Below are 26,672 nucleotides of genomic sequence, written 5' to 3'. Positions count from 1 at the left end.
CGTAGCCGACCTACCGAGGTCGTAATGAATGATTTCATACATAATTAGGGTTAGAATGTTCTGAATAAAGGCCGAGAAGAAAGCGGTGAAAATGGCCAAGGGATGGCAACAAAAATGAGTAGGAGGGTGAGCGCAAACCAAAACAGCATGGTTCTAAATTTCTCTCTATCGCTTTGTTTACGTTTGGTTAGGGCTGAACCTATCGTCACAACTACAACGGCCGCGAACATCAGCAAAGGATGAATCAATCCAAAAAAAGATACATCCAGCGAGCTGAAACTGGCTTTTACATGCTTCAAAAAGTAGGTACCAATCGGACTTTCGCTGTAAAGCCATAGCCCGAGCATCAATTGAATATGAGCGGTAGTAGCTGTCCAGTGGCGAAGCGCATTGTCGGTTTTGGTGAATACTTGCAAGTGCCTAAGCCCTAAAATGGCTCGAATGATGGAAAATACTAAGGTTAGAACAACCAGCCAACGAATGGCCGAATGTAAAAAAAGGAGTGATGAATACATACGTCATTTATTTTTGGCAAAGGTCGTTTAAACGTTCCTCGGAAAGTAGGACGAGCTCGTTTAGAACTAGGATAAATCAATCATTTGCCGAAAAGAAGCGGGAGAGGTTCCTACGTACTTTTTAAATAATCGGCTAAAATAGGAAGCATCGTAAATACCAAGCTCCGCGCTAATCTCGCTTATGGAATATTTACTCTGAAATAGCAATACTTTCGCCTCCAACACGAGGGTTTCGTCAATCCACTTAGAGGGCGATTTGGACGTAACTTCTTTCACTATTTTGTTGAGGTGATTGGGGGTAACGTGGAGCAGATGTGCATAATCACTCACGCGGTGTTTACTTCGAATGTGTTGATAGAGCAATGCTTTAAATCCGTTGGTTAACTGAATGGCAGAGCTGCTTTTTCCTTGAGCGAGAGGTTGATAGGCTGTATTAAGTTCACACAATATCGAAGTGAAAAACGGCTGAATAAGTGGGCTTAGTAAGCCATTTTGCTGATATTCTTTCAAAATCCGTTCAAACAATAGGCGAAGGAGAGGGGCACTTTCGGAGCTAGGCTTAATCTTAGGGTTGCCCCACAGCGTAAGAAATTCAAACTGTTCTATCAGCTCTTTACTGCCGATTTTTCCAATCAAGAAGTCGGTGCTAAAAACGGTGATAAATCCTTCATTAACTTCATATTGCTCAAACGAAAATACTTGTCCTGCGGGCACAACGAGGCATTGATTAGCTTCAATTTGAACCTCATGAAGACCGATTTTCATGGTGGCAACCCCCGAGGTAAGATAAATAAGAATGTGGGTAGTGGAGCGTGAGGGAGGTACGGGAAGTTTGGATAACTTGATTAACTCTTGTACCTCCATACTAAAAAAAATGCCGTACTCTGGGCGCTTCATTACTTGGAGTTCGGGTTCAGGAACGAAAAACCTGTCCATAAACTCATGGGTAGAAAACGTTTTTATTTTCTTCGATACAATCATTTTGTATTTATTCAACGGCCTCTTGGTACCATTTTTCAAAATTCAAAGGAGGAGTCCAATTGTACTTAGGTTCGTAATACGTCCAAAGCGCTTTTGCTACTTTTCGAAGTAAAACATAGCCTGCGTTGTTGGACGTCCAGCTCTCGTCTTTGTTGTTTTTGGTAATGACGCAGTAAACGTATTCACCGTGCGGCGCGTGAACCAACACCGCCTCAGAACGCGAACGGTTGACGGCTCCATTTTTACAAGCGGTTTTGATTTCGGGAGGAAGTTGAGAGAGGCCTTCCCCATCCCAGTACTGACGAGTAAGGTTGCGGTACATTCGGTCGGAGGCGTCGGGGCTGACGGCTTTTCCCGCGCGAATCATCGCGATAAGTTCCGCCATTTCGCGTGGACTGGTTTGCCCCCAACCGTAGCGCGTACGATTGGCTTCGCGGCCAGGCGTGCGCGAATTGACACGGGTGGCCGTGAAGCCATTTTTGTCCAACCATTCGTTGATACTTTTTCCGCCTCCCGCTAAAGCTTGGCACCAAAGGCTGCCCGTATTGTCGCTGACGGTTTCCATAAGCATTACCACTTCGCTTAACGGAATTTTTGCGCCGTCTTTGAGTGAGCCAACGATCCCATCATCGTAGTGTAACGAATCTTTGTAGGTAAGAATGGCGTTGTATTTTAATTCACCTTTACTGATTTTGTCAAACAGTCCGCACTGAATAGGTACTTTAATCATGCTGGCCGTTGGAAAAAGGGTATCGGCGTTGATTTCGACGATTTTGTTGGTTTTTAAGTTCCGAACATAGACTCCCACGTTCCCCTCGTGGCCTTTGATTGCTTGTTGCAAGAGGGCCGTAAGTTTTTTGTCAATTTTGGTATTGGGAACGTTGGGTTGAGCTGAAGCTAGGTGGTAACAAGTTAGCAACAACATAAGAGTAGCGATAAGAAAGTAGCGAGGGTTGGTTGATGAAAACATGGGTTGAGGTATTGGGAATTAAGAATGGGGAATTAGGAACGTGCAGGTCGGGTAACGTGTGGGTCGGGTTACTCCTAACCCGACCGCTGACGAGCGAATGGGGTTACTCCTAACCCCGAACAGATTAACTCACTAAAGTCGTTGTTTCATTGAGTTGACCCTGTTCAAAATCCGCTAGATTTTGCAACGTCACTTGAGCGATTTGGGTGAGGGCTTCTTCGGTAAAAAAGCCTTGGTGCGCCGTAATCAGCACATTTGGGAAACTCATTAGCCGCATCAGCATGTCGTCTTGGATGATGCTTTCCGAAAAATCATTAAAAAACAAATCGGCTTCTTGTTCATAGACATCAATGCCCAAATAGCCCAATTTGCCATTTTTCAATGCATTAATAACCGCTTTGGTGTCGATAAGCCCGCCGCGACTTGTATTGATGAGCATGGTATTGGGTTTCATTTTTTCGAGCGACTCGCTGTTAATGAGGCGATTGGTTTGGGGCGTAAGCGGGCAGTGGAGTGAAATAATATCCGATTGGGCAAATAGCTTGTCTAATTCCACAAATTGAATTCCTGCATTGATAAGGACAGGGTTGGGATGAATGTCATAAGCCAGTACTTTGCACCCAAACCCTTTCATAATAAAGGCAAAAGCCTCGCCAATTTTTCCCGTTCCGACGACACCGACGGTTTTTCCGTACAAATCAAAACCTGTGAGGCGTTCCAACGAAAAATTGCCTTCGCGGACGCGGTTGTAAGCTTTGTGCGTTTTACGATTAAGCGTCATGATGAGCGCCACGGCGTGTTCGGCCACGGCGTGAGGTGAGTAGGCAGGGACACGAACGACAGCAATGCCGTGTTTTTGAGCGGCTTGCAAGTCCACGTTGTTGAAACCCGCACAGCGTAGGGCGATGATTTTGATGTTTCGCGCGGCGAGTTGTGCAATGACTTCGGCGTTGAGTTGGTCATTGACAAAGACGCATACCCCGTCGTAGCCGTTGGTCAAATCAACACTTTCGGCATTGAGGGGATTTTCAAAGTATTTTAACTCATGGTATGTATTGTAGCGGTTAAAATAGATTTTATCGTAGATTTTTGAACTGAAAAATGCAATTTTCATACCTTTTGTGTGACTTAAAACTAAAATAACGGTCTAACGATTTGCAAGGACTTAAAAAACACTTAGATTTGAGCCTTGTGAATCAAATATAGTATAAACCAAACAAAATCTTTTTCAACCATGGGACTCATGTCATTTTTTAAGGGTGTTGGAGAAAAAATCTTCGGCAAAGACGAACCAGCAGCAGCACCTGAAAAAGTTGCGGAACTCAAAGCAGGCGCGTTGTTACAACACGTAAAAACGTTGGGCTTGCCTTACAATAAACTTATTGTAAAAGTAGCGGGTCACACCGTTATTATCGAAGGTGAAGTTGCGAAACAAGAAGACGCCGAAAAAATCGCGTTGGCAGTAGGAAACGTTGAAGGCGTGGAAGCTGTTGACAACAAGATGGAAGTGGCAGAACCAGCACCAGAGGCTCAGTATCACACAGTTGTAGAAGGCGATTGGCTTTCTAAAATCTCGGCTAAGTACTACGGAGACCCAATGAAGTACGAAATTATCTTTGAAGCAAACAAGCCAATGTTGACTCACCCTGACAAAATTTACCCAGGTCAGGTGTTGCGCATTCCACCGCTTTCATAATTCAACATTCCGAACGTTTCAACCCAACCTCCCAAAAATTTTGAACTTTCGGGAGGTTATCCTCAAGCCCTTCTCAGAATCATTTCTGAGAAGGGCTTTATTGTTGTTACCACCCCCAAAAAATGAAACTGATTTTTGTCATGGTTTGGGTTAACAAAAAGTCATAGGAGGTCAGTGAAAAAGTGATTGTTTTGAAAACAAACATTTTAACCATCGTCGCACTATGACAAAACGTATTTCTTCCTCGACACCCATTGCTGCCCCAAACCCAGCGCCAGAGCCTGTAGCTGCTAGTTCTTCTGTTGATGTAAACGAAGTGGATGCTTCCATTCTATTGTCTGAACTGCGAAACCTTCGCACTAAAAAAGACTTGTCCGATTTATTTAAACGCAACAATTCAGACCCACGTAAAGTGCTGGAAACCATTCGCTACGAAGAGGAATTGGAGAAATTACAAATCGAATTAGTAAAACTTCAACGTTGGGTACAGGCAAAGGGAAAACGGATTGCAATTTTGTTTGAAGGGCGCGATGCGGCTGGAAAAGGAGGAACCATTCGGCGATTTACGGAACACCTCAATCCCCGTGCGATGCGGGTTGTGGCCCTACCCAAACCGACCGAGGAAGAAAAAGGCCAATGGTATTTTCAACGCTATGCCAAGCAACTTCCTAATCGGGGTGAAATTGTGTTTTTTGACCGAAGTTGGTACAACCGCGCGGTGGTTGAACCAGTCAATAACTTCTGTACGGAGGGGCAATACGATATTTTTATGCAGCAAGTGCCTGAATTTGAGCACATGTTGTACGAAGACGGACTTATCATCATCAAGTTTTGGTTTTCGATTTCGAAGGAAGAACAGTTGAATCGGTTTAAATCACGCAAAGCTAATCCGCTGAAACAGTGGAAATTGAGCCCCGTAGATATGCAAGCACAAGAAAAATGGACGACCTACACGAAGTTCAAAGAACAGATGTTTAGCAAAACGCACACCTCGTTTAGTCCGTGGATTATTGTGAAGGCTAATAACAAACAAAAAGCGCGTTTAGAAAGTATTCGGTACGTATTGTCCATTATTCCTTACGAAGGAAAAGACAAAAGCGGTGTTTCGCTCTATCCCAATCCTAATATCATTACGCGTTTTCACCGAAATGCTATGACGGTGGATTAACGCCTGGCTCTCCTTCCCGAAAGTTCAAAACTTTCGGGAAGGTATTATGTTTCAAACTTTCGGAAATGATTTTTTTCTACGATACGCCTGCCATTGTTTGAGCGGAAAAGGCAACGCATTGTAATGAAGTACCCAATATTCCTCGGACTGCGCACCGAAGGAGGCATAAAAAGACGCAATGGACTCCTTTTCGGGGCTTTCAAAATCAAATACATAGCCCGAGTTGGCGAAGTCTTGAAAACATTGGTCAATCAACAACGTGCGGGCGTTGCCTTTACGTCCGACGGCAGAAGCGGCGTTGAATAAATAGACAATGCGTTGGTCATAGGTGGCAAACAGCGCCCCCGCTTCTATCTTTCCGTCTTTGTGCGCGTACACGATGCGAGCGGCGTTGCGGTGCTGCAAGGCTTCCACCACTTTTCGCAGCAATTCGTAAGCCGTTTCGGCCACGCCCCCTTGAATGTTGGCCGCGTGGTTTTCCTGAAACAATTGGAGCATCGGTTTAATGTCTTCGCTCTCGGCGATTTCCCACCCAAAACGAAACGCACGCCCCAAGTTGATGCGGCGGTCGGTGGAGTACCGTTGGTGGAGTTGTTCGTAAGGAACGTCGAGGGGGAAGAGGTGGGTAAAACACCGTTTCGCCTCCCACGGCGCAGGAAAAAGGTCTTCGCCAAAACGCCCCGAATAGCTCGACACGTACCGAAAATGCGTAGAAAGCGCTTCTACAAAAGCAGTTTGTACCGAAGCAAGTTCGACCGAAGGTGTCGTAAAAATCCCTAAAAACTGACAAAAAAACGGCTGTTGGACTACGTTTAACCTCCATTTTTGCTGCGTAGGTAGAGGCATCACGGCCTTCCAAATCCCTTCTTCTTCCAGCACCAACGCCTGCCATTGCGGCGAAACCACGTCCAAATACCACGAGTAAGCATAAATTACCCGCTGCGAGGAAGCCGCAATAAAAGTATCCCAACGGCTATGGGAAAAAGATGTATGTGGGAGGAGGAGTAATTTACCCAAAATTACTCCGAATTTTTTGGAGTGCTTCTTTTACTGCTTCGTCTTGTTCCATCAAGTCGCTGATGGTCTGTACGGCGTGGATGACCGTGCTGTGGTCGCGGCCGCCAAAGTGATACCCAATGGATTTTAACGACAAGTCGGTGAGTTCTTTGGCAAAATACATCGCTACCTGACGCGGGAATACCAGCTCTTTTTTACGGCTCTTGCTTTTTAAATCGGCAATGGTCACGTCGTAAAAATCCGACACAATGTCCTGAATGGTGTCGATGTTGACTTCCTTTTCTTCGGTTGAAACAATGTTTTTTAACACGTTTTTGGCCAATTCGAGGTCAATATCGCGACGTACGAGCGATGCCTGCGCCATGAGCGAAATAATAACTCCCTCAAGTTCGCGAACGTTGGTGTTGACACTATGCGCCACGTACTCAATCACACTTGCTTCGATGTAAATCCCTTCGGCTTGCAGTTTGCGTTGAATGATGGCAATCCGCGTTTCGAAGTCGGGTTGTTGGAGATCAGCCGTGAGTCCCCACTTAAAGCGGGAAAGCAAACGGTCTTGAAGACCTTGCAATTCACTCGGACGGCGGTCGGAGGTCATGATGATTTGACGTCCCGACTGGTGCAAGTGATTAAAGATATGGAAGAAGGTATCTTGCGTTTTTTCTTTGCCCGACAAAAACTGCACGTCGTCCAAAATCAACGTATCCACCCGCATGTAAAAATCGGTGAAATCTTGCAGGGTGTTGTTTTTGATGGCGTTGATAAACTGATTCGTAAATTTCTCCGAAGAAACATACAGCACCGATTTATCGCCAAAATGCCCTTTAATGTGGTTGCCGATGGCTTGTACCAAGTGCGTTTTGCCTAAACCAACTCCGCCATAAATCAGCAGCGGGTTGAACGACGTCACCCCCGGGCGCTGTGCCACGGCCATACCTGCCGAGCGGGCCAAACGGTTACAATCTCCCTCAATGTAGTTGTCAAAACTGTAATTGGTATTGAGAAACAAATCCAGTTCTGAGGTATCGATGCCTCTAACGGGCGGTGGAGCAGGCTTTCGGGGTTCAGAGGCTGCTTTCTGACGGGCCTCGGCCGCTACGGGCGAGTTGGTCGTCGGAACGTGTACCTTAATCGGCGGTTGACGGTCGGTGCCAGTGTCAACAATGATAGAGTATTCGAGTTGTCCTTCGCGGCCAATGGCGAAATCGAGTGCGCGTCGAAGAACGTGAATGTAGTTTTCTTCGAGCCACTCATAAAAAAACTGACTAGGTACTTGTATGGTCAAAGTTTTCCCATCAAGCCGAAAGGGGACAATCGGCTCAAACCAGGTTTTAAAACTTTGTTCGGAGATATTTGCCTTGATGACTTGCAGGCATTTCTCCCATACCTCATCGACTTCGCGGCGTAATTGATAGTTCACTCAACTCTATTTTTTGGACAAAGGGCTGCAAAATTAGGGAAAACTTACGCATAAACAACAAGCTATAGGTGCTGATTTTTGTCAGAAATGCAGTTTTTTTGCAAAAAATCATGGGTTTTTTGCGCATCTATATCTATATAGCAGCAAATCCAGCACAAGGCTTGAAACGGAAAGTTATTCCCTCTATTTTTACCCCATCGTTATAAAATTATTTTTTCTTTAAAAAGTACAAGACTTCATGAACTTACCTCTTTTCTCCGAATTTTCCCCCGCCTCCAAAGAAATTTGGAAACAACAGACCCTCAAAGACTTAAAGGGAAAGGGTTTTGAGGCAACCCTGTTGTGGAATACAGCTGAAGGGATTGTGGTCGAACCTTACTATGCGGCGGAAGACCTTGTGGATGAGCGTTTTGTGAAAATACAGACCTGCCAAGTCAAAAATATTGGGTGGCTCAATCAGCCACAAGTAGAAGTAGAGGAAGAAAAAGTAACCAATGCACAACTCAAGGCATTACTTCAAAAAGGAGTGGATGCGTTGATGCTGGATTTGACAAAAAATAAAAAAATAGAACTGACAAAATTGCTCGACGGGATAAAGTTGAGTGAAACGCCCGTTTTTTTTCAAACTGGAGGACGAGAAGAGGCCACCGTTTCGGAATTACTCCGATTTATTCCTTACCAAATGAAAGGCGGTTTGGCCGACGACGGTTTGGCGCGTTGGGTGCAAACGGGAGAACTATCTGCCACGTATTTTAAAGAATTAGCCAACTGTATTCGACAAACTCAAACATCGCCGCAGTTTCGGACGGTGTGCGTCAGTAGTCATGCGTTTCATAATGCAGGGGCAAATATTGCGCAAGAATTGGCCTTTACGCTCTCGTCGGCAGTGACCTACTTAGATAAACTTACCGATGAAGGACTTACGGTCGAAGATATTTTGCCTAAAGTATATTTCTCGTTTTCTATTGGTACAAATTATTTTCTGGAAATCGCAAAACTGCGGGCACTGAGGTACTTGTGGCAGAAGGTGAGCGGGGAGTTTTTGGCGGGGTATCACAATTGCTACATCCATGCCCAGACATCAACATTTTATGATGCCGCCACCACGCCCAACACTAACATGTTGCGTGCCACAACCGAGGCGATGAGTGCCGTTATGGGTGGATGTGATGCGTTGACAGTTCACGCGTACGATGTCGCTTTTCAGCCTTCGGATGATTTTTCGGAGCGTATTGCCCGAAATATTTCTGTTTTGTTGAAGGGGGAAAGTTATTTAGATAAAACCGTTGACCCAGCGGCGGGAAGTTATTACCTTGAAAACTTAACGCTACAATTGGTTGATGCGGCGTGGGCATTATTTCTTGCCATCGAAGAAAAAGGTGGTTTTATGGAAGCCATCGCTCAAAATTTTATTCAAGAGGCCATTGAAGAAAATTACCAACAAACGCTCCGTGCGTTACAAGAGGGGAAACGTGTGATGGTGGGCGTCAATAAATTTAGGTTTGACGAAGCTGACTTTGTAACACCTCCCACCATTGATGAAAAGCCCATTCAATCAGCGTTTAAATTACTTGCCAACCGTCGAATTGCCCAATCTTTTGAAGCATAAAAATAGGATAGGATGACTACATCAGATAAAGTAAGTCGGTATTTGCAAATCCTGCTGATGGGAGCAGTGATTATGTATTTCACCAAAGTGATTAGTATTCCGATGATGTTTGGGTTACTGATTGCGATGGTGTTGTACCCTTTATGCCGATGGCTCGAACGTCGGCGCTGGCCACGAAGTGCCGCGATTGCTGCCTGTTTGGCCATTGTGTTGGTGATTGGCGCGGGCTTGGTTGGAATTATGGTGTGGCAGGTGGTTGAGTTACGGCAGGAGCTACCGCGATTGACGCTGAAAAGTGACAAAATATTGGTTGATTTTCAACAGTGGCTCACGACGCAATGGCATATTTCGCTTGATATGCAAATCAATTGGCTACGACAAACGGCTAATAATTTGGGCAGTCGATTGGGGGCAGTGTTGTTAGGAACGGTCAATGCCACGGCAAGTTTACTGTTCAATTTGGTGATGATACCGCTTTTTACGGCCTTGTTTTTAAGTTACCGAGAACTATTGATGCGGGGCTTATATGAACTCTTTGGCGATGCTAATCGCGACCGAGTAAGGGTGGTAGCGATGCAAACAGTAGATACCTATTATAACTATATCAAAGGATTGCTCTTGGTATATTTGATTGTAGGCATTCTCAACAGTGTGGGCTTGGCCATTGTGGGGTTGAACCAAGCAATTTTGTTTGGTTTTATTGCGTCGATTTTGACCATTATTCCCTACGTAGGAATTGCAATTGGAGCATTGTTGCCAATTTCGGTCGCATGGATGCTGCACGATTCTATTTGGTATCCGTTGGGAGTGGTGGCGGTTTTTGGGATTGTTCAGTACTTAGAGGCCAATGTCATTTTTCCGTGGGTGGTAGGCGTCCAATTAAAGGTAAACATGTTGGCGTCGGTGGTGGCGTTGTTTTTGGGCGGGGTCATTTGGGGAGTATCGGGCATGGTGTTGTTTCTGCCTTTTGTGGCAATCTTAAAACTCATTGCCGATAATGTGGACGAGTGGAAGCCCTTAGCGACGTTTTTGGGGCCTGATAAATGAACACTCATCTGTGCACATCTGCGAGAAAAAAGGCTTTTCACAGAAATCCACAGATGCAAATCTCAGATGTTCGCAGAGGTTATCCGTGTTTTCTGCGTGGACTTAATCTGTACTCATCTGCGAGAAAAAAGGTTTTTCACAGAAATTCACAGATGCAAATCTCAGATGTTCGCAGAGGTTATCCGTGTTTTCTGCGTGGACTTAATCTGTACTCATCTGCGAGAAAAAAATACTTTGAATTAAAATTTTGAGATATAAATTATGAAACCCAACTTCCTCAACATAAAAAAAGAACTAGATGTCTCCTTGCGTCAGTATGATAAACTGTGGGAGGGAGCGAAACCCTTCGTAACCGCCGAAGGCATTAAAGTAAAGACGACGTTTACCAAAGCAGACGTAGCCGATGCCGAGCACTTGGGGTTTGCGGCGGGGATTCCTCCCTTTTTGCGAGGGCCTTACAGCACCATGTACGTGATGCAACCTTGGACCGTACGGCAGTACGCTGGTTTTTCAACGGCGGAGGAGTCCAACGCCTTTTACCGTAGAAACTTAGCCGCAGGCCAGAAAGGACTTTCCGTGGCGTTTGATTTAGCAACGCACCGTGGGTACGATTCCGACCATCCGAGGGTAGTGGGTGACGTAGGCAAAGCAGGGGTGGCCATTGACAGTGTCGAGGATATGAAAATTCTTTTCGACCAGATTCCCCTTGACCAAATGTCGGTTTCGATGACCATGAACGGGGCTGTGGTTCCGATTATGGCCTTTTATATTTTAGCGGCGGAAGAACAAGGCGTTTCTCCCGAACAGTTGGCGGGGACGATTCAGAACGATATTTTGAAAGAGTTTATGGTGCGCAATACCTACATCTATCCGCCAGCGCCTAGTATGCGCATTATCGGGGATATTTTTGCGTACGCAAGCCGTTTTATGCCCAAATTCAACAGCATCAGTATCAGTGGCTACCACATGCACGAAGCGGGCGCACCAGCTCACATTGAACTTGCCTACACGTTGGCCGATGGGATGGAATACATTCGGACGGGATTGGCGGCGGGTATGGACATTGATGATTTTGCGCCGCGTTTGTCGTTCTTTTGGGGGATTGGCATGAATCATTTTATGGAAATTGCCAAAATGCGCGCAGGGCGGTTGTTGTGGGCAAAAATTGTGAATCAATTTTCTCCCAAAAACAAAAAATCGCTGGCATTGCGTACCCACTGCCAAACCTCAGGCTGGTCGCTGACCGAACAAGACCCGTTCAATAACGTCGCGCGTACGGCGATTGAAGCGATGGCGGCGGCCTTGGGGCATACCCAAAGTTTGCACACCAATTCGCTCGACGAGGCGATTGCCCTCCCTACCGATTTTTCGGCGCGGATTGCTCGGAATACTCAATTGTATCTTCAAAACGAAACGGATATTTGTCGCGTGGTGGATCCGTGGGGGGGAAGTTATTATGTCGAATATTTGACCAAAGAACTGACGGAAAAGGCGTGGGCGTTGATAGAAGAAGTGGAGCAAATGGGTGGCATGACCAAGGCGATTGAGGCAGGTTTGCCCAAAATGCGCATCGAAGAAGCGGCAGCCCGCAAACAAGCCCGCATCGACAGCGGAAAAGACATCATTGTGGGCGTTAATAAATTTAAACCTGATTCCGAAAAAGCCCTTGATATTTTGGAGGTGGATAATCAGGCGGTTCGAGAGTCGCAAATTGCGAGGTTGAATCGCCTAAAAGCCGAGCGTGACCCCGAAAAAGTAAGGGAGGCATTGGAGGCCATTACGGAGGCGTGCCACAAGCAAGGAGGAACGGATTTTGACTCTAATTTGCTCAGTTTGGCGGTAAAAGCAGCGCGTTTGCGCGCCACGTTGGGAGAGATTTCGGAGGCAATGGAAAAAGTTTTTGGAAGATATAAAGCCGTGATACGTTCAATTTCAGGAGTATATAGTGCGGAGGTTTCGGATGATGAAAACTTCCGCGTGGCCCGCGAAATGGCTGACCGTTTTGCCGAACTTGAAGGGCGTCGTCCGCGCTTGATGGTGGCTAAAATGGGACAAGACGGCCACGACCGTGGTGCCAAAGTAATTGCAACCAGCTTTGCCGATTTGGGTTTTGACGTGGACATGGGGCCACTGTTCCAAACCCCCGAGGAGACAGCGCGCCAAGCGGTGGAAAACGACGTACACGTGGTGGGTGCGTCTAGTTTGGCGGCAGGTCACAAAACCCTCGTTCCGCAACTAATTGAGGAACTAAGAAAGTTAGGCCGCGAAGATATTATGGTGATTGCGGGCGGCGTGATTCCTCCTCAAGATTATGATTTCTTGTATAAAGCAGGGGTAAAAGGCGTTTTTGGCCCAGGGACAATTATTTCCATTGCTGCTCAGAAAATCTTGAAGGAGTTGATGGGGGAGGGATAACGCTTTTGTAAACACTGAGGTGTGAATCAAAACTAACCCATTGTTTTCTGTACTAAAAATATAAGTTACTCGTTCGTAGAATAGGTTACCTATCGCGGACGAGTTTTTTTGTTTAACCTTATCTCCTGCAAGCAATGCAAAGTAAATGGATGCCTCTAGTTTTGACATTGTGTTTAGCGATGGTATTAATATTTCTTGTCTCAAAATTTAAGAACTGGAAGTCGAGAGAAAATTTCGGGGCTGGATATAACGACGAACGAGAAGGTTTGGGGATTCCTCCCATTGGCCGTAAATGGTATTTTTCAACAGATACTGTAAAAGTCCATAATATCATCAACTTACATTGGTTTAAATATGAAGACCAAGAGAAGGTAATTTATAATTCTACCATACTACCCCAGCATATCAGTAAAACAGTAGTACTCACCAACGGCAAACGTTCGTTGGAACGCGACACTTACTATTTCAAAAGCAATGGGGTGTTTCAAACGTTGACTTTGAGTTATGATTTAGACGAAAAAAAATGGAGTAGTTCGCTCGAAGTAGATTACAACGCGGATATTTTGATGGAGATGAATATTGAATTAGAAGAAAAATTATTTGAAGCTTCATCCAATGGCGAAATTAGCGTTGAAACCAGAAACCGTGTGATGGACGAAGTGTCCAAAAGATACCAACCCCAAATGAAAGCACCTTCCAACACGTATTTTGAAGCAAATGCCTTACAAAAAGCCGATAGTATCTTGGCTAGTTGGAAGCTGCGGCGGGTTGAAGGTTAAACTATGCAACTCTCAAAACCCGAGCCCTGCTAGCAATAGCGGGGCATTTTTTGTTATTTTGAGACAGATTTAATCGCAAAAACTATGGAAAACTTTCGGATTGAGAGTTTAGAAATAAACGAAATTGGGCCTTTTAAGCATCTTAAATTAGATTTTCCACTAAAAAAAGACGTTGATAGAGCCGAAATTCATATTCTGACGGGGGAAAATGGGACGGGTAAAAGTACAATACTTGAAGCTTTAGCCGAACCAACTAATATTTCTTTTCAAGTATACAATTTACTTAAAAAATTTTGGAAAGTTGATGAGATAAGTAAGTCTTCTTTTAAGATAAAGTATTCTGAATCTATATATCCTATTACTTGGGTTTTGGGAGGTCAGCCTTATGCTCAAACTGGAGATTATTTGCCAGCAGCTTTGGATGAATATGTTAGAGCCGCACCTTTACCAAATCTATTTATAAGTGATATGTATTTTGGGCTTGCATTTTTTGGTTATTCAGGCTACAGGAGGGTATCAAATATTAAAATAAAAGGAATTAATGAAATTGAAGAATCACCTATAAAAAATGCTACAGACTTTAATGCTTCTATTAATCCACAGAATCTTATTCAATGGTTAGTAAATATTCAAACTCGTGAACTGATAGCCAAAGGAAAGGGAGATTATAGGAGAGCAAAGCAGTATCGTTCAACTATTGAAACTTTAGAAAATACTCTGAGTGAAATTACAGAATCAGAAATTAACTTTGACTTAGAGGAAGAACTATTAAGAGTTAAAATTACAATAGATGGCCAAACCTTGAATTTCGACCAACTCCCCGACGGCCTGAAATCTATGGTAAGTTGGATGGGGGATTTGTTGATGCGGATGGATCGGCTAAAATGGGTCAATGATACTCCCGTTTTGGAACGAAATTTTATCTTGCTACTGGACGAAATCGAAGTCCATCTGCATCCCGCATGGCAGCGAAAAATTTTACCTGTTGTCCAAAAACTATTCAAAAACGCTCAAATATTTATTTCAACTCATTCTCCTTTTGTAGTGGGTTCGGTGGATGGCGCTTGGGTGCATCGTTTTGAGAAAAAAGATGGCTACAGCGTGTTGGCAGGGCCGCCTATCTTGTCGGAAGACGCCAAAAGTTATGATTATATTTTGGAGGAAATATTTGGAGTAAAAGAACGATTTGGGGTTGAAGTAGAAAGGAAATTACAGGATTTTCAGGCGTTAAAAACGTCTTTTTTGGCTGAACAGCGCCAAGATGACGCTCTTCGATTGCATCAACTGGTGAAAGAACTTTTAGGACAAAGTACAGAGTTAGACAGTATCGTGGGAATGGAACTTCGTCAGTTAAAGCGCCTTACGAATCAGGATTTTTCGTTTACTGAAGTATGAGAAAGTTTGAAGGTAAAGAAGTGCCAGAAGTGTTGTCAAAAACCGTCGAAGGAAAGCCTCGGTGGGAATGGTTTGGGGAACGCTACGCTCAAAATCGGGCTCAAAACCCTTCTTTCACGTTTCAATGGCCACAAATCGAAGGTAAAAAGCTGAATCAGCATCTTTTGTCTGATTTGATGGAAATGACTGATAAACATTGTTCTTATTGTGACGGTTTTCCGTTAAAAAGAGGGGATGATACCATTGACCATTTTCATCCCAAAACACATCCAGCGTATTATCAGGAAGTTTGTAAATGGGAAAACTTATACATTGCTTGTAAACACTGCCAAGACTCCAAAGGAAGTCAATTTGAAATAGTCCTTTTAAGACCTGATGCAATTGACTATGAATTTTATCGGTTCTTCGTTTACGACTATAACAGTCATATTCTAATACCCAATCCTCAAGCCTCAGAGGAGGAAAAAGCCAGTGCAGAGGCTACCATTCGGATATTTGATTTGAATCACCCTAGTATGTGTGTCAGTCGTCGTCATGCCTTTGAGCGTTTTAGAAAAGATGAAGAACCATTTTTGTCGGATTACAATTTTAGATTTATGTTTGACGATTAATTAAACCAACAATGCAACAATACCACGACTTACTTCGCCATATTTTAGCCAACGGAACCCGCAAAACCGACCGCACAGGGACAGGCACTATTAGTGTATTTGGTTACCAAATGCGTTTTGATTTACAAAAAGGTTTTCCATTGGTTACGACCAAAAAAGTGCATACCAAATCAATCATCCATGAATTACTTTGGTTTTTAAAAGGCGATACCAACATCAAATACCTCAAAGACAACGGCGTAAGTATCTGGGACGAATGGGCCGACGCCGACGGTAATTTAGGCCCCGTCTATGGAAAACAATGGCGTAGCTGGGAAGCCCCTAACGGACAGGTGATTGACCAGTTTATGGATGTCTTGAAACAACTCAAAAACAGCCCCGATTCGCGTCGGATTATCGTTTCGGCTTGGAATCCTGCGGATTTGTCAAAAATGGCACTCAGCCCTTGCCATGCTTTGTTTCAGTTTTATGTGGCCGATAATAAACTTTCTTGTCAGCTATACCAACGGAGTGCCGATGTGTTTTTGGGCGTGCCCTTCAACATCGCTAGTTATGCGTTGTTAACGATGATGATTGCCCAAGAATGCGGCTTTGAGTACGGTGATTTTATTTGGACAGGCGGAGATACCCACATTTATCTTAACCATTTGGAACAAGTTGAGTTACAACTTAGTCGAGCGCCTAGAGAGCTGCCAAATATGAAGCTCAATCCCGACGTGAAGAGTGTATTTGACTTTACATTTGAGGATTTTACCCTCGAAAATTATAATCCATGGCCAGCTATTAAAGCTCCCGTGGCTGTTTAATTGGACTTAAGTACTTACGCAGAATTAGACGAGACTTTGCGGTCCGCCGCCGCGGCAAGTTTATAATTCTCCTGATTGTCAATAGTATAAGCCTAAAACTTGGAAAGTCTATTTTTGCATTATTACTTAATACTAAATCGTGATGAAGAATTGGTGGCGCTGTTTGATGGGTATCTTGTTTCCTTTGTTTGTCGTGGGACAAGTAAGGATTGAAGTGCTACGTCATGCGCCGTTCAAAACCGCGAACCAGCGCCTTTTTCTCGCAACTGATTTTAATAATTGGCAACCAGGAGATTTAGCGTATGAGCTAAAGCGCTCGGAATCAGGTGTATATTATATTGATTTGCCCGATACCCTCACCGTTTTTAAATACAAAATTACCCAAGGGAATTGGGGACTGGTGGAAGGGGACGATAAAGGAGGAAGTCGGGCAGATAGGGTATATTATCGTTTTAAAGAAAAGAATCCGAAACTGGTTCAGCTTACCGTTGACGGGTGGGAGGCAAGGGCGACTTATCATTTTGTGGTAACCCAAATCCCCGAAAATACCCCCAAAGATGCCAGTTTGTTTATTGTGGGAAATTTTAACAATTGGCACGCTGGCGATGAAGATTTTCGTCTTAGAAAGCAAGTCGATGGTACGTACCGCGTGACGGTAGCTTCTGACTTACCGAGACTTGAATATAAGTTTACCCGAGGAGATTGGAACAGCGTTGAAGGACAAGAATACGGAAAAACCCGTCCCAATCGCCTGCTTTATCGTGGTAAAGTGCTTAACAATGAGAATATTGAAGCAGAAATTCAGTCTTGGGAAGATCTTTCGGGGACGTTTCGTTCCATTTCTATTTATGATCTTCTGCTGTTGTTTTCGGCTTTTCAAAGCATTTTATTAATCATTGCCATTACTTCTATGCAGGACTACAACCGACACGCCAATCGTTGGTTGGTGGTTTCGCTGGCGTTTATGGCTGTGGTAGTGGCTATCAAAGTGGTCAGTGCATACCGTGAAGTAGCGCAAGAATATACTAAGATGCTACTTATACCCGATTTCGCGCTGTTTTTGTACGCCCCACTTTTCTATTTTTACATTCAAAAACTGCTTTTCAAAATCCCCAAATTTCCGCGACACTGGTGGGGGCATTTTTTATTGCCAGTGGTTCAGTTGCTGGTCTATCTTCCTTTCTTTTTTATGGAAGAAAAGCGCCTTCAAATCAAAATTGTCAACCGTGAAATCGACATCGTTTGGTTGTTTTGGGGAACAGGAACGCTGGCACTTTTGACCAATTTGTACTACTGGATGGTGTGTTATCGTGCCATTCGTTCGTATCGGGCATTGGCTGCCAATCAATCTTCTTCTGAGTACAACCTTCAATACCTTTCGACGGTTTTGGGCCTACAATTGGTGTGTTTGGTGCTTTGGCTTTTTTCAGGCTTGTTATTTGGCGTGGGGTATTTTTTCAAAATTGAAACGGTTTCGATTGTCCAGAAAAGCATTGACACGATTTGGTTAGCGTTTTCGACTATTCCCTACTTTCTGGGGTATTTTGCCATTCACCAACCCGAAATTTTTAAAATTCAAGCCAAACCTCAACCTTTCCTAAAACCTACCGAAGAGCCTACCGTTACGATTGCTTTGCAAGATGCTTTGACTCCCGTTTTAGAAAAAGAGGCGGACACGCTCGAAAATTTGGGTGGGTACAAAAGCAAATTGGAAACCTACATGCAGCAACATAAGCCTTATACCAACCCTGGATTGACGCTCAATGAATTGGCCCAGAAATTAAAACTTGCGCCTCATTTATTGTCAAAAATTATCAATGAAGGCTACAACAAAAACTTTTTTGACTTTGTCAATGAGTACCGAATCGAAGAATTTAAACAACGTTTTGAAGACCCACGCAACAAACACTTTACCCTTTTGGCCATTGCCTTTGAAGTAGGGTTTAATTCAAAAACGGCTTTCAACCGCGCTTTCAAAAAAATGACGCAACAAACCCCGCGAGAATATTTCTTTGAGGCCAGGATTGAGGAAGAATAAACAGAGTTAGCATCATAAATGTGTGCCATTTTAATGGTTAGGACGTGCCACCTTCTAAAAGTGGTACGTTCTTTTTTTTGTAATATTCTGATAAATAGTTGTTTATAAAAAATAACTGCCAGAATCTTCCATTTTAAAAAGTGGGACGACAGGGGGAGATAAGTATGGTACTTTTGCAAGAAGAAATTGATGAAACGCCGTGTTCACTCCATTTCAATCTTTCCAATTATCCAATTTAATTTACATCAAACCCCTATGATGATTTCGATGTACAAGGTTTTTGGCCGAACGAATGTTCGTCTAAATTTGATGATGTTGCTGTGGGCTTGTGTGTCCATAACGACCATGGCGCAGGATATTACTGTGTCAGGCAAAGTTCAAGAGTCCAACGGTTCGGTGCTGCCAGGCGTGAGCGTGTTGGTGAAAGGAACCACGCGCGGAACGCAAACCGATGCCGATGGTAACTTTAAAATTGCGGCACCAAGCAGCGCAACGTTGGTGTTTAGTTTTGTGGGTATGACTTCGCAGGAGGTTGCTATCAACAACCGCACGCAGCTTTCGGTGACGTTGCAAAACGATAACAAGCAACTCGCCGAAGTAGTCGTGATTGGTTACGGTACGCAACGTAAAAAAGATTTGACGGGTTCTATCGCGTCCATCACTACGGCTGACTTTAATAAAGGGAACATTGCCACGCCCGACCAACTCGTAGCGGGTAAAGTAGCTGGAGTGCAAATTACGCCCAACGGCGGTGCGCCAGGCGCGGGAAGTACGATTCGTATTCGTGGTGGGGCTTCGTTGAATGCCAGCAATGACCCACTCATTGTCATCGACGGCGTGCCTTTGGATAATACCATCATCAACGGTGCCGCAAACCCTTTGAGCTTGATTAACCCCAACGACATTGAATCATTTAATATCCTTAAAGATGCTTCGGCAACCGCTATCTATGGTTCACGAGCTTCTAACGGGGTTATTATGATTACGACCAAAAAAGGGAAAAAAGGCGATGTGATGCGCGTAAACTTGAGTACGCAAGCGTCAGTTGGTCTTAAAACAGGTTTGGTGGACGTACTTTCGGGCGATGATTTTCGCGCGTTGGTCAATAAATACGGTACGGCAACGCAAAAATCGTTGTTAGGTAAAGCAAATACCGATTGGCAAAATGAAATCTATCGTGCAGCAGTAAGTACGGACAATAATTTGAGTATCACAGGTGCGTTCAAAAATACGCCGTATCGTGTATCGGTAGGTTACACCAACCAAAGCGGTATTTTGAAAACCTCCAACATGGGTCGTACTTCAGCCTCGGTAGGATTGACGCCAATGCTGTTGGATAACCACCTTAAAATTGACATCAACGTCAAAGCGGCTTCGATTAAAAATAAGTTTGCCAACCAAGGGGCTATCGGGGCAGCGGCCTCTTTCGACCCAACCCAACCCGTGTATTCTGGAACGGAAGCGTACGGCGGTTATTATGAGTGGGTAAATGCCGATGGAAAACCTAATACAATTGCCACACGCAATCCATTGGGTTTGTTGAATTTGACCGACGACCGTGCAACGGTAAACCGTAGCATCGGAAATGCGCAGTTTGATTATAAATTCCATTTCCTTCCTGAACTACATGCTAACCTGAACGTCGGTTATGACGTGTCGAGAAGCGATGGCAAGAAGGTTATTCCTGCCTTGGCAGCTTCTAACTTTAGTAACGGTGGAGAAAAGACGGTTTATACCCAAGACCGCACCAACAAGTTGTTGGATTTCTACCTCAACTACGTCAAAGACTTGACAAAAGACACCCGTATCGACCTGATGGCGGGCTATTCGTACCAAGATTTCATGAATTCGACCACGACCATAACCAAGGACGAAGCCGAAACCAAAACCCTCAACGACAGTCCGTACAAGACGCAAAACACCTTGGTGTCGTTTTTTGGTCGGGCCAATTTGAACGTGCAAGACCGTTATTTATTGACATTTACGCTTCGTCGCGACGGTTCTTCTCGCTTTGCCAAAGAAAACCGTTGGGGAACGTTTCCGTCGGCGGCTTTTGCTTGGAAAATCAGCGAAATGGATTTCTTGAAAAGTTCTAGTGTGATTTCAGACTTGAAATTGCGCGTCGGATACGGGGTAACAGGTCAGCAAGATGTAGGTCAAAACTTCGCTTATTTGGCACGTTATACGCCAAGTACGGCCACTGCTCAACAGCTTTTGGGAACAACTTACTACAACACACTCCGTGCCGAAGGATACAATGCGAACATCAAATGGGAGCAAACGGTTACGCAAAACGTTGGTTTAGACTTTGCCTTCAAAAAAGCACGTTTGTCGGGTAGCATCGACTACTACATGAAAAATACGTCTGACTTGTTGAACGTCGTTCCAGTGGCAGCAGGTACCAACCTGACCAACGAAATCCTATCGAACGTTGGTTCTATCGAAAACAAAGGTTTAGAGTTGTTGTTGAACCATAACACCATCAGTCGCGAAGATTTTACGCTTGATTTAGGCTTCAACGCGACTTACAACGAAAACAAAATCACCAAATTAACATCGGCCAATGACCCCAATTATAAAGGTGTATTGGTGGGTGGAATTTCAGGTGGGGTAGGAAGTACCATTCAAATCCACTCGGTTGGTTATCCTGCTTCTTCGTTTTTTGTAGCCCAACAAGTTTATGACGCTTCAGGCAAACCTGTAGAAGGCGTGTATGTGGACCGCAACGGCGATGGAAAAATCACGGTGGACGACTATTATCACTACAAATCTCCCGCTCCGCGCGTATTTATTGGCTTCAATGCCCAAGCGACGTACAAAAAATTGAGCGCAGGTTTTGTCCTCCGTGGCAATTTTGGCAACTACGTCTATAACAATATTCTTTCAACGAATGGCGTGCTGCAAGCCTTCCAAGGTGCTAATAATTCACTGGGTAACGTGGTGCCAAACGTCCTTACTACTTTGTTTGCGACGCCTCAGTATTTCTCCGACTATTACATGCAAAATGGTTCATTTGTTCGCATGGACAACGCATTTGCAGGCTATGATTTAGGGAAAATATTTGGTGGGAAATCGACAGCACGCCTTTCAGCAACGGTTCAGAACGTCTTTGTAATTACAAAATACACGGGACTCAACCCTGAAGTGAGCGGAGGAATTGATAATAACATTTATCCCATTCCACGTACGTTTACCCTTGGCTTAAACATCGGATTCTAATCGAAACTTGAAAAAAAATGAAACATTTCATTTCTAAAAATACAGTATTGGGAGGACTCGTACTCACGTTGTCAATGTCCTCTTGTATCAAAGACCTAGACCGTCAGCCGTTCAATGAAGTTACTTCAGCAACGGTTTATAACGACCCTGCGGCCTACAAGCAAGTAGCGGCCAAATTGTACGCAGGAATGATGCTAACGGGGCAGCAAGGCCCTGCGGGCGACGACCGCACGAAGGACATCAAAGGGATGGACGAAGGGTTTTCGAGCTATCTGCGTAATTATTGGTACTTACAAGTCTTGCCGACTGATGAGGCCGTGATTGCGTGGAGTGACGCAGGTTTGCCCGAAATTAATTACATGAAGTGGTCGTCGAATAACGCATTCATTCGCGGTTTTTACAACCGTGTTTTTTACCAAATCGCTTCTTGCAATGAATTTATTCGCGAGACCAGCGATGCCAAATTAAACGAAAGAGGTGTTTCGGGGACTATTTTGACCGAAACAAAAGCCCTTAGGGCGGAGGCGCGTTTCTTACGGGCATTGAGCTACTGGCACGCGTTGGATTTGTTCGGAGGAAATGTGCCTTTTGTAACCGAGAATGACGCTGTAGGTTCTGCTCCGCCCAAACAAACGAATGCAAAAAGCTTGTTTGAATACATCGAATCAGAATTGAAAGCGATTGATGGAGAGTTAGTTGATGCTCGTAAAAACGAATATGCCCGCGCCGATAAAGCGGCAGCGTGGATGTTGTTGGCGAAATTGTACCTCAATGCCGAAGCCCAAGGTCAAGGGAATCGCTACGCAGACGCGGCTACCTACGCCAAAAAAGTGATTGACGCGGGGTATTCTTTGCAAACCAAATACGAAGACTTGTTCAAAGCAGACAATAACACTTCAACAGAAGTTATTTGGGCGCTTGCGGCCGACGGAACGCGTAGCCAAACCTGGGGAGGAATGACCTTCTTGTGTCATGCGCCAGTAGGTGGTTCGATGCCTGCTTCTGCTTACGGAATCGACGGTGGTTGGGGTGGTGTCCGTGTGACTCCGTCGTTTGTGAAACTTTTTGCTGACCCAACGGGCAAAACCGACAAACGCGCAATGTTTTATACGGATGGCCAAAAATTGGAAATCAACGAATTGAGCACGTTTACGGATGGATATGCCATGCCTAAGTTTAAAAACGTGACCTCGGCGGGTAAAGTAGGAAGTAACCTCACGCATCCTGATACCGATTTCCCGATGTTCCGTTTGGCTGATGCGTACTTGATTTATGCTGAAGCTGCCGCCCGTGGCGCTGGCGACAAAGCATTGGCGTTGGATTATGTCAATAAAATCCGCGTGCGTGCCTATGGCAGTGCCGCTGGAAACATCACTTCGTCTGAGTTGACGCCTGATTTTGTGTTGGCCGAACGTGCTCGCGAGTTGTCGTGGGAAGGAAGCCGTCGTACTGACTTGATTCGCTATGGTAAATTTACGGGAGCGTCCTATTTGTGGGCTTGGAAAGGTGGTGTTAAAGATGGTGCGGGGGTTCAAGATTACTTGAAAATTTTCCCACTCCCTTCTACTGACCTAACGGCGAATCCAAACTTGGTTCAAAACACTGGATACTAACCCACAGTGTCTCAGGTTGCTCACAACCTGAGGAAAGTACCAAGTGTTTTTGGTTGCTCACAACCAGAAAAAGCGCAAGACATTTCATGGACATTAGTCAATAAAAAATTTAGAAAAACAAATGAAAAAGTGGTTTCATAAATGCTTATTCGCGGTCGTTGCAACGACGATGCTGGCCTCATGCGAAAAAGACGAAATAAAGGCCGTCCTCAATTCGGGGGCAGTTCCTGTGGTCGCAGTTTCTTCACAGACTGTCGTATTGACAAAAGAAAATGCGGACAAAGAGGCGTTGACGGTATCATGGGCAAAACCTGATTATGGTTTTGATGCGCCTGCCAACTATACCATTTTGATTGACAAAAAAGGAGGTGATTTCTCCAATGCAGCGTCGATTGTGACGGGAACGGAGTTGAAAAAGACGTTCAAAGCGTCTGAATTGAACCCGATTTTGTTGAAACTCGGCTTAAAAGCCGCAACCGCTGGCGACATCGACATCAAAGTTCAGTCGTTTTTGGGTGGAAGTACCACGCTGGCTTCGACGGTGATGTCCGTAAAAGCAACGCCATATTTGGACAAACTTGACCTTTCTACCAATTGGGGAATTGTGGGAAGTGCGACGGTAAACGGCTGGAATGGCCCTGATATGACCTTCTACAAATCGGATAAAGCCAATGTGTATGTAGCGTACGTAGCGTTGGTGGACGGTGAAATTAAATTCCGCCAAGACAACAAATGGGATGTTAATATGGGTGATAATGGCGCTGATGGTACACTCGAAGCAGGTGGTGCCAACATCGTAGTCAAACAAGGTAATTATAAAATTACGTTTGATGCAAGTGCTCTAAAATATACCATTGATAAATTCTCTTGGGGAGTTGTAGGTAGTGCAGCCCCAAGTGGCTGGAACGCACCTGATGCACCGTTTTTCTATGACCCCGCCACCGATCAGTGGCGTGCCATTGTGACGTTGAAAGACGGTGAAATCAAAATTCGTCAGAACGAAGATTGGGCCGTCAACTACGGCGACAAGGGAGCGGATGGTACGCTCGAAGCAGGTGGTGATAACATCGTGGTAAAGGCAGGTTTGTATTTGATTACGGTTGATTTCAAGTCACTGAAATACACGATTGTTCCTTTCAAAGTATGGGGGATTGTGGGAAGTGGCGCACCAAATGGCTGGAATGGCCCTGATGCGAAATTTACGCCTGATTTTGGTAATGAGGGAATTTGGACATTGAGCGGCATTAAATTGGTGGACGGAGAAATCAAATTCCGCCAAAACGATGATTGGGGAGTCAACTACGGTGATGACAAAGCCGACGGTGTGATGGAACCTGGTGGTGCAAACATTGCCGTAAAAGCAGGAACGTACGACATTGTCCTCGACTTTACGGTGGCGGCAAAGCCAACGTATAAATTGACAAAGAAATAACAATTGCATAAGTAACAAACTGAAAACTAATAGGTTGAACTGCAAAGCACCGATGAATTTTTGTCGGTGCTTTTTTCTAATACATAACTCCTGTACAACCATCATGAAAAAATGTAGCTTGTTTTTGTTCTTTATCGCAGCGGTATTGCCGCTTTATGCCCAACGCGTTGAGCCTGCTTTTTGGTGGGTAGGGATGAAAGAACCGCGTTTGCAATTGCTCATCCACCAAAATGACATTGGAGCCACCGAGCCTCAAGTGACGTATGCAGGGGTCAAATTGACCAAAGTGACGCGTGTGAAAAGCCCCAATTATCTCTTTTTGGATTTAACCATTGCAGCCACTACCAAAGCAGGAAGCTTTCCAATCACGTTCAAAAAAGACGGCAAAACGGTGGCGACCTATTCGTACGAATTAAAAAATAGAGAACCCAATTCGGCTAATCGTCAAGGGTTTACCTCGGCCGATGCCATGTATTTGGTAACTCCAGACCGTTTTGCCAATGCGAATCCCGCCAATGATAACGTGGCTGGAATGGTAGATTTGTTGGATAGAACTGGCAAAGACAAACGGCACGGAGGTGATATTCAGGGAATTATTGAACATTTGGACTATATTCAACAATTAGGTTTTTCGGCGCTTTGGATTTGCCCGCTTCAAGAAAATAATCAAAATATGGGGTCGTACCACGGCTATGCCATGACTGATTTGTACAAAATCGATGCTCGTTTTGGGAGCAATGAAGAGTACCGAAAGTTATCGAAAGAAGCCCAAAAAAGAGGTATAAAGTTGGTGATTGATTTGGTTCCTAATCACTGTGGTTCAGAACATTGGTGGATGAAAGATTTGCCAACAGACGACTGGGTGAATTTTCAGAGAAATCCTAAAATAACCCACCACGCCCGCGAAAGTATTCAAGATCCACACGCGAGCGAATACGACAAAGAACTACACGCCAGCGGTTGGTTTGTTCCAAGTATGCCCGATTTGAATCAGCGTAATCCGTTGATGGCCAATTATTTGATTCAAAATACAATCTGGTGGATTGAGTACGCCGATTTGCACGGAATTCGGGTCGATACGTATCCTTATTCTGATAAAGACTTTATGAGTCGCTGGTCACAACGCATCATGCGTGAGTACCCCCGTTTTAGCATGGTCGGGGAGGAGTGGTCGGTCAATCCTTCGATTGTAGCATTTTGGCAAAAAGGCAATAAAAATACCAATGGATACGTGTCAGAAATGTCAAGTATGTTTGATTTCCCGCTGCAAAATGCCTTGACTGAAGCTTTGAATGAAGACGATCGAATTTACAACCGTGGTTTGGTGAAAATATACCAAACGCTGTCGCAGGATTTTTTATACGCGGCGCCAAATGATTTGGTTATTATGCCAGATAACCACGACATGAGCCGTTTTTACACCCAAATCCACGAAAATTTTGCCCTTTGGAAAATGGGAATTTCGTTTTTGCTGACGACGAGGGGCACACCACAAATATATTACGGAACAGAAGTGCTGATGACCAATCCGAAAAGTGATTCGCACGACGAAATTCGGGGAGAAATGCCAGGTGGATGGGCTGACCATACCGTGAGTGCATTTACGGAAAAAGGCTTGAGGCCTCAGCAGTTGGAGGCAAAGCAATTTATGACAAAAATGCTGCAATGGCGTAAAACCAACGCGGCTGTTCAAACGGGGAAATTGAAACACTTCACCGCCCGCGATGGCCTGTATGTGTATTTTAGGTATAACGATGCCCAAAAAGTAATGGTGGTGATGAACAAAAATAAAGAACCCTTGAAACTTGATTTGGGCAAATACTTAGAACTACTAAAAGGGGCTTCGACGGCCAAAAATGTACTGACAGGAGAGACTGGGGCACTGGCAAATGGCATTACTGTTAATGGGACGTCGGCTTTGGTATTTGAAATAAAATAAAG

At 44.6% G+C, this 26,672-nt stretch carries 20 protein-coding genes; 14 read left to right on the top strand and 6 right to left on the bottom strand.

Translation table 11 applies throughout. The features are described from left to right. Positions 1-50: 50 nt before the first annotated feature. From K339_RS0117700 to K339_RS0117685, 4 genes are all read right to left on the bottom strand, one after another. Positions 51-515: a hypothetical protein gene (locus tag K339_RS0117700; RefSeq protein WP_028524786.1), complete on the bottom strand. Its 465-nt coding sequence runs from the start codon at positions 513-515 to the stop codon at positions 51-53. Positions 516-581: 66 nt separating this feature from the next. Then, entirely contained in the window at positions 582-1,451 is an 870-nt protein-coding gene (locus tag K339_RS0117695; protein WP_169731872.1) for an AraC family transcriptional regulator, read from the bottom strand. Between the two features lie 52 nt (positions 1,452-1,503). Then, positions 1,504-2,421, bottom strand: a complete 918-nt coding sequence (locus tag K339_RS0117690; protein WP_028524784.1) for a serine hydrolase — start codon at positions 2,419-2,421, stop codon at positions 1,504-1,506. 169 nt (positions 2,422-2,590) lie between these two features. Continuing rightward, positions 2,591-3,580, bottom strand: a complete 990-nt coding sequence (locus K339_RS0117685) for a 2-hydroxyacid dehydrogenase (protein WP_028524783.1) — start codon at positions 3,578-3,580, stop codon at positions 2,591-2,593. A gap of 120 nt (positions 3,581-3,700) precedes the next feature. Here K339_RS0117685 and lysM point away from each other — a divergent pair, with 120 nt between their 5' ends. Further along, a complete protein-coding gene (gene lysM / locus K339_RS0117680) occupies positions 3,701-4,162 on the top strand; it encodes a peptidoglycan-binding protein LysM (protein WP_028524782.1) in 462 nt (153 codons plus the stop codon). A 223-nt stretch (positions 4,163-4,385) separates the two neighbouring features. Then, positions 4,386-5,330 (top strand): polyphosphate kinase 2, encoded by a 945-nt coding sequence (gene ppk2, locus K339_RS0117670; protein ID WP_084332247.1) that lies wholly within the window; start codon positions 4,386-4,388, stop codon positions 5,328-5,330. A gap of 51 nt (positions 5,331-5,381) precedes the next feature. Here the strand turns inward: ppk2 and K339_RS0117665 are convergent, their stop codons facing one another. Together K339_RS0117665 and dnaA are read right to left on the bottom strand one after the other, a co-directional pair. Continuing rightward, entirely contained in the window at positions 5,382-6,347 is a 966-nt protein-coding gene (locus K339_RS0117665; protein WP_157607639.1) for a GNAT family N-acetyltransferase, read from the bottom strand. Beyond that, complete coding sequence (gene dnaA / locus K339_RS0117660) at positions 6,340-7,767, bottom strand: chromosomal replication initiator protein DnaA (RefSeq protein ID WP_028524779.1); 1,428 nt, start codon at positions 7,765-7,767, stop codon at positions 6,340-6,342. The genes K339_RS0117665 and dnaA overlap by 8 nt, the downstream gene beginning before the upstream one ends. Positions 7,768-8,005: 238 nt before the next feature. Here dnaA and K339_RS0117655 point away from each other — a divergent pair, with 238 nt between their 5' ends. The 12 genes from K339_RS0117655 (at position 8,006) to K339_RS0117600 (ending at position 26,670) form a co-directional block, all read left to right on the top strand. Beyond that, positions 8,006-9,376, top strand: a complete 1,371-nt coding sequence (locus K339_RS0117655) for a methylmalonyl-CoA mutase subunit beta (RefSeq protein ID WP_028524778.1) — start codon at positions 8,006-8,008, stop codon at positions 9,374-9,376. 12 nt (positions 9,377-9,388) lie between these two features. After that, on the top strand, positions 9,389-10,423 hold the full coding sequence (locus tag K339_RS34045; RefSeq protein ID WP_037300873.1) for an AI-2E family transporter: 1,035 nt from the start codon (positions 9,389-9,391) through the stop codon (positions 10,421-10,423). A gap of 261 nt (positions 10,424-10,684) precedes the next feature. Next, positions 10,685-12,838, top strand: coding sequence for a methylmalonyl-CoA mutase (scpA, locus tag K339_RS0117645; protein ID WP_028524777.1), 2,154 nt, complete (start codon positions 10,685-10,687; stop codon positions 12,836-12,838). 179 nt (positions 12,839-13,017) lie between these two features. Continuing rightward, on the top strand, positions 13,018-13,617 hold the full coding sequence (locus K339_RS0117640) for a hypothetical protein (RefSeq protein WP_157607638.1): 600 nt from the start codon (positions 13,018-13,020) through the stop codon (positions 13,615-13,617). A gap of 84 nt (positions 13,618-13,701) precedes the next feature. After that, positions 13,702-15,012 (top strand): AAA family ATPase, encoded by a 1,311-nt coding sequence (locus tag K339_RS0117635; RefSeq protein ID WP_028524775.1) that lies wholly within the window; start codon positions 13,702-13,704, stop codon positions 15,010-15,012. Continuing rightward, entirely contained in the window at positions 15,009-15,623 is a 615-nt protein-coding gene (locus K339_RS0117630) for an HNH endonuclease family protein (RefSeq protein ID WP_028524774.1), read from the top strand. The genes K339_RS0117635 and K339_RS0117630 overlap by 4 nt, the downstream gene beginning before the upstream one ends. Positions 15,624-15,634: 11 nt before the next feature. Next, positions 15,635-16,429 carry a thymidylate synthase gene (locus tag K339_RS0117625; protein WP_028524773.1) on the top strand — a complete coding sequence of 265 codons (795 nt, stop codon included), beginning with the start codon at positions 15,635-15,637 and terminating at the stop codon, positions 16,427-16,429. A 142-nt stretch (positions 16,430-16,571) separates the two neighbouring features. After that, positions 16,572-18,467, top strand: a complete 1,896-nt coding sequence (locus K339_RS0117620; protein ID WP_028524772.1) for a helix-turn-helix domain-containing protein — start codon at positions 16,572-16,574, stop codon at positions 18,465-18,467. A gap of 189 nt (positions 18,468-18,656) precedes the next feature. Further along, positions 18,657-21,686, top strand: a complete 3,030-nt coding sequence (locus tag K339_RS0117615; protein ID WP_229598762.1) for a SusC/RagA family TonB-linked outer membrane protein — start codon at positions 18,657-18,659, stop codon at positions 21,684-21,686. Positions 21,687-21,703: 17 nt separating this feature from the next. After that, the gene (locus K339_RS0117610) at positions 21,704-23,299 is read left to right on the top strand and encodes a RagB/SusD family nutrient uptake outer membrane protein (RefSeq protein WP_051398084.1); all 1,596 of its coding nucleotides are present in this window, start codon (positions 21,704-21,706) and stop codon (positions 23,297-23,299) included. A 121-nt stretch (positions 23,300-23,420) separates the two neighbouring features. Further along, positions 23,421-24,731, top strand: a complete 1,311-nt coding sequence (locus K339_RS0117605) for a SusE domain-containing protein (protein ID WP_028524769.1) — start codon at positions 23,421-23,423, stop codon at positions 24,729-24,731. 103 nt (positions 24,732-24,834) lie between these two features. Beyond that, on the top strand, positions 24,835-26,670 hold the full coding sequence (locus K339_RS0117600; RefSeq protein WP_028524768.1) for a glycoside hydrolase family 13 protein: 1,836 nt from the start codon (positions 24,835-24,837) through the stop codon (positions 26,668-26,670). Positions 26,671-26,672: the final 2 nt, after the last annotated feature.

Source organism: Runella limosa DSM 17973 (genome assembly GCF_000482465.1).
Classification (GTDB): domain Bacteria; phylum Bacteroidota; class Bacteroidia; order Cytophagales; family Spirosomataceae; genus Runella; species Runella limosa.
The sequence above is the reverse complement of the archived record's forward strand: the minus strand, read 5'-3'. Positions and strand labels throughout refer to the sequence as shown.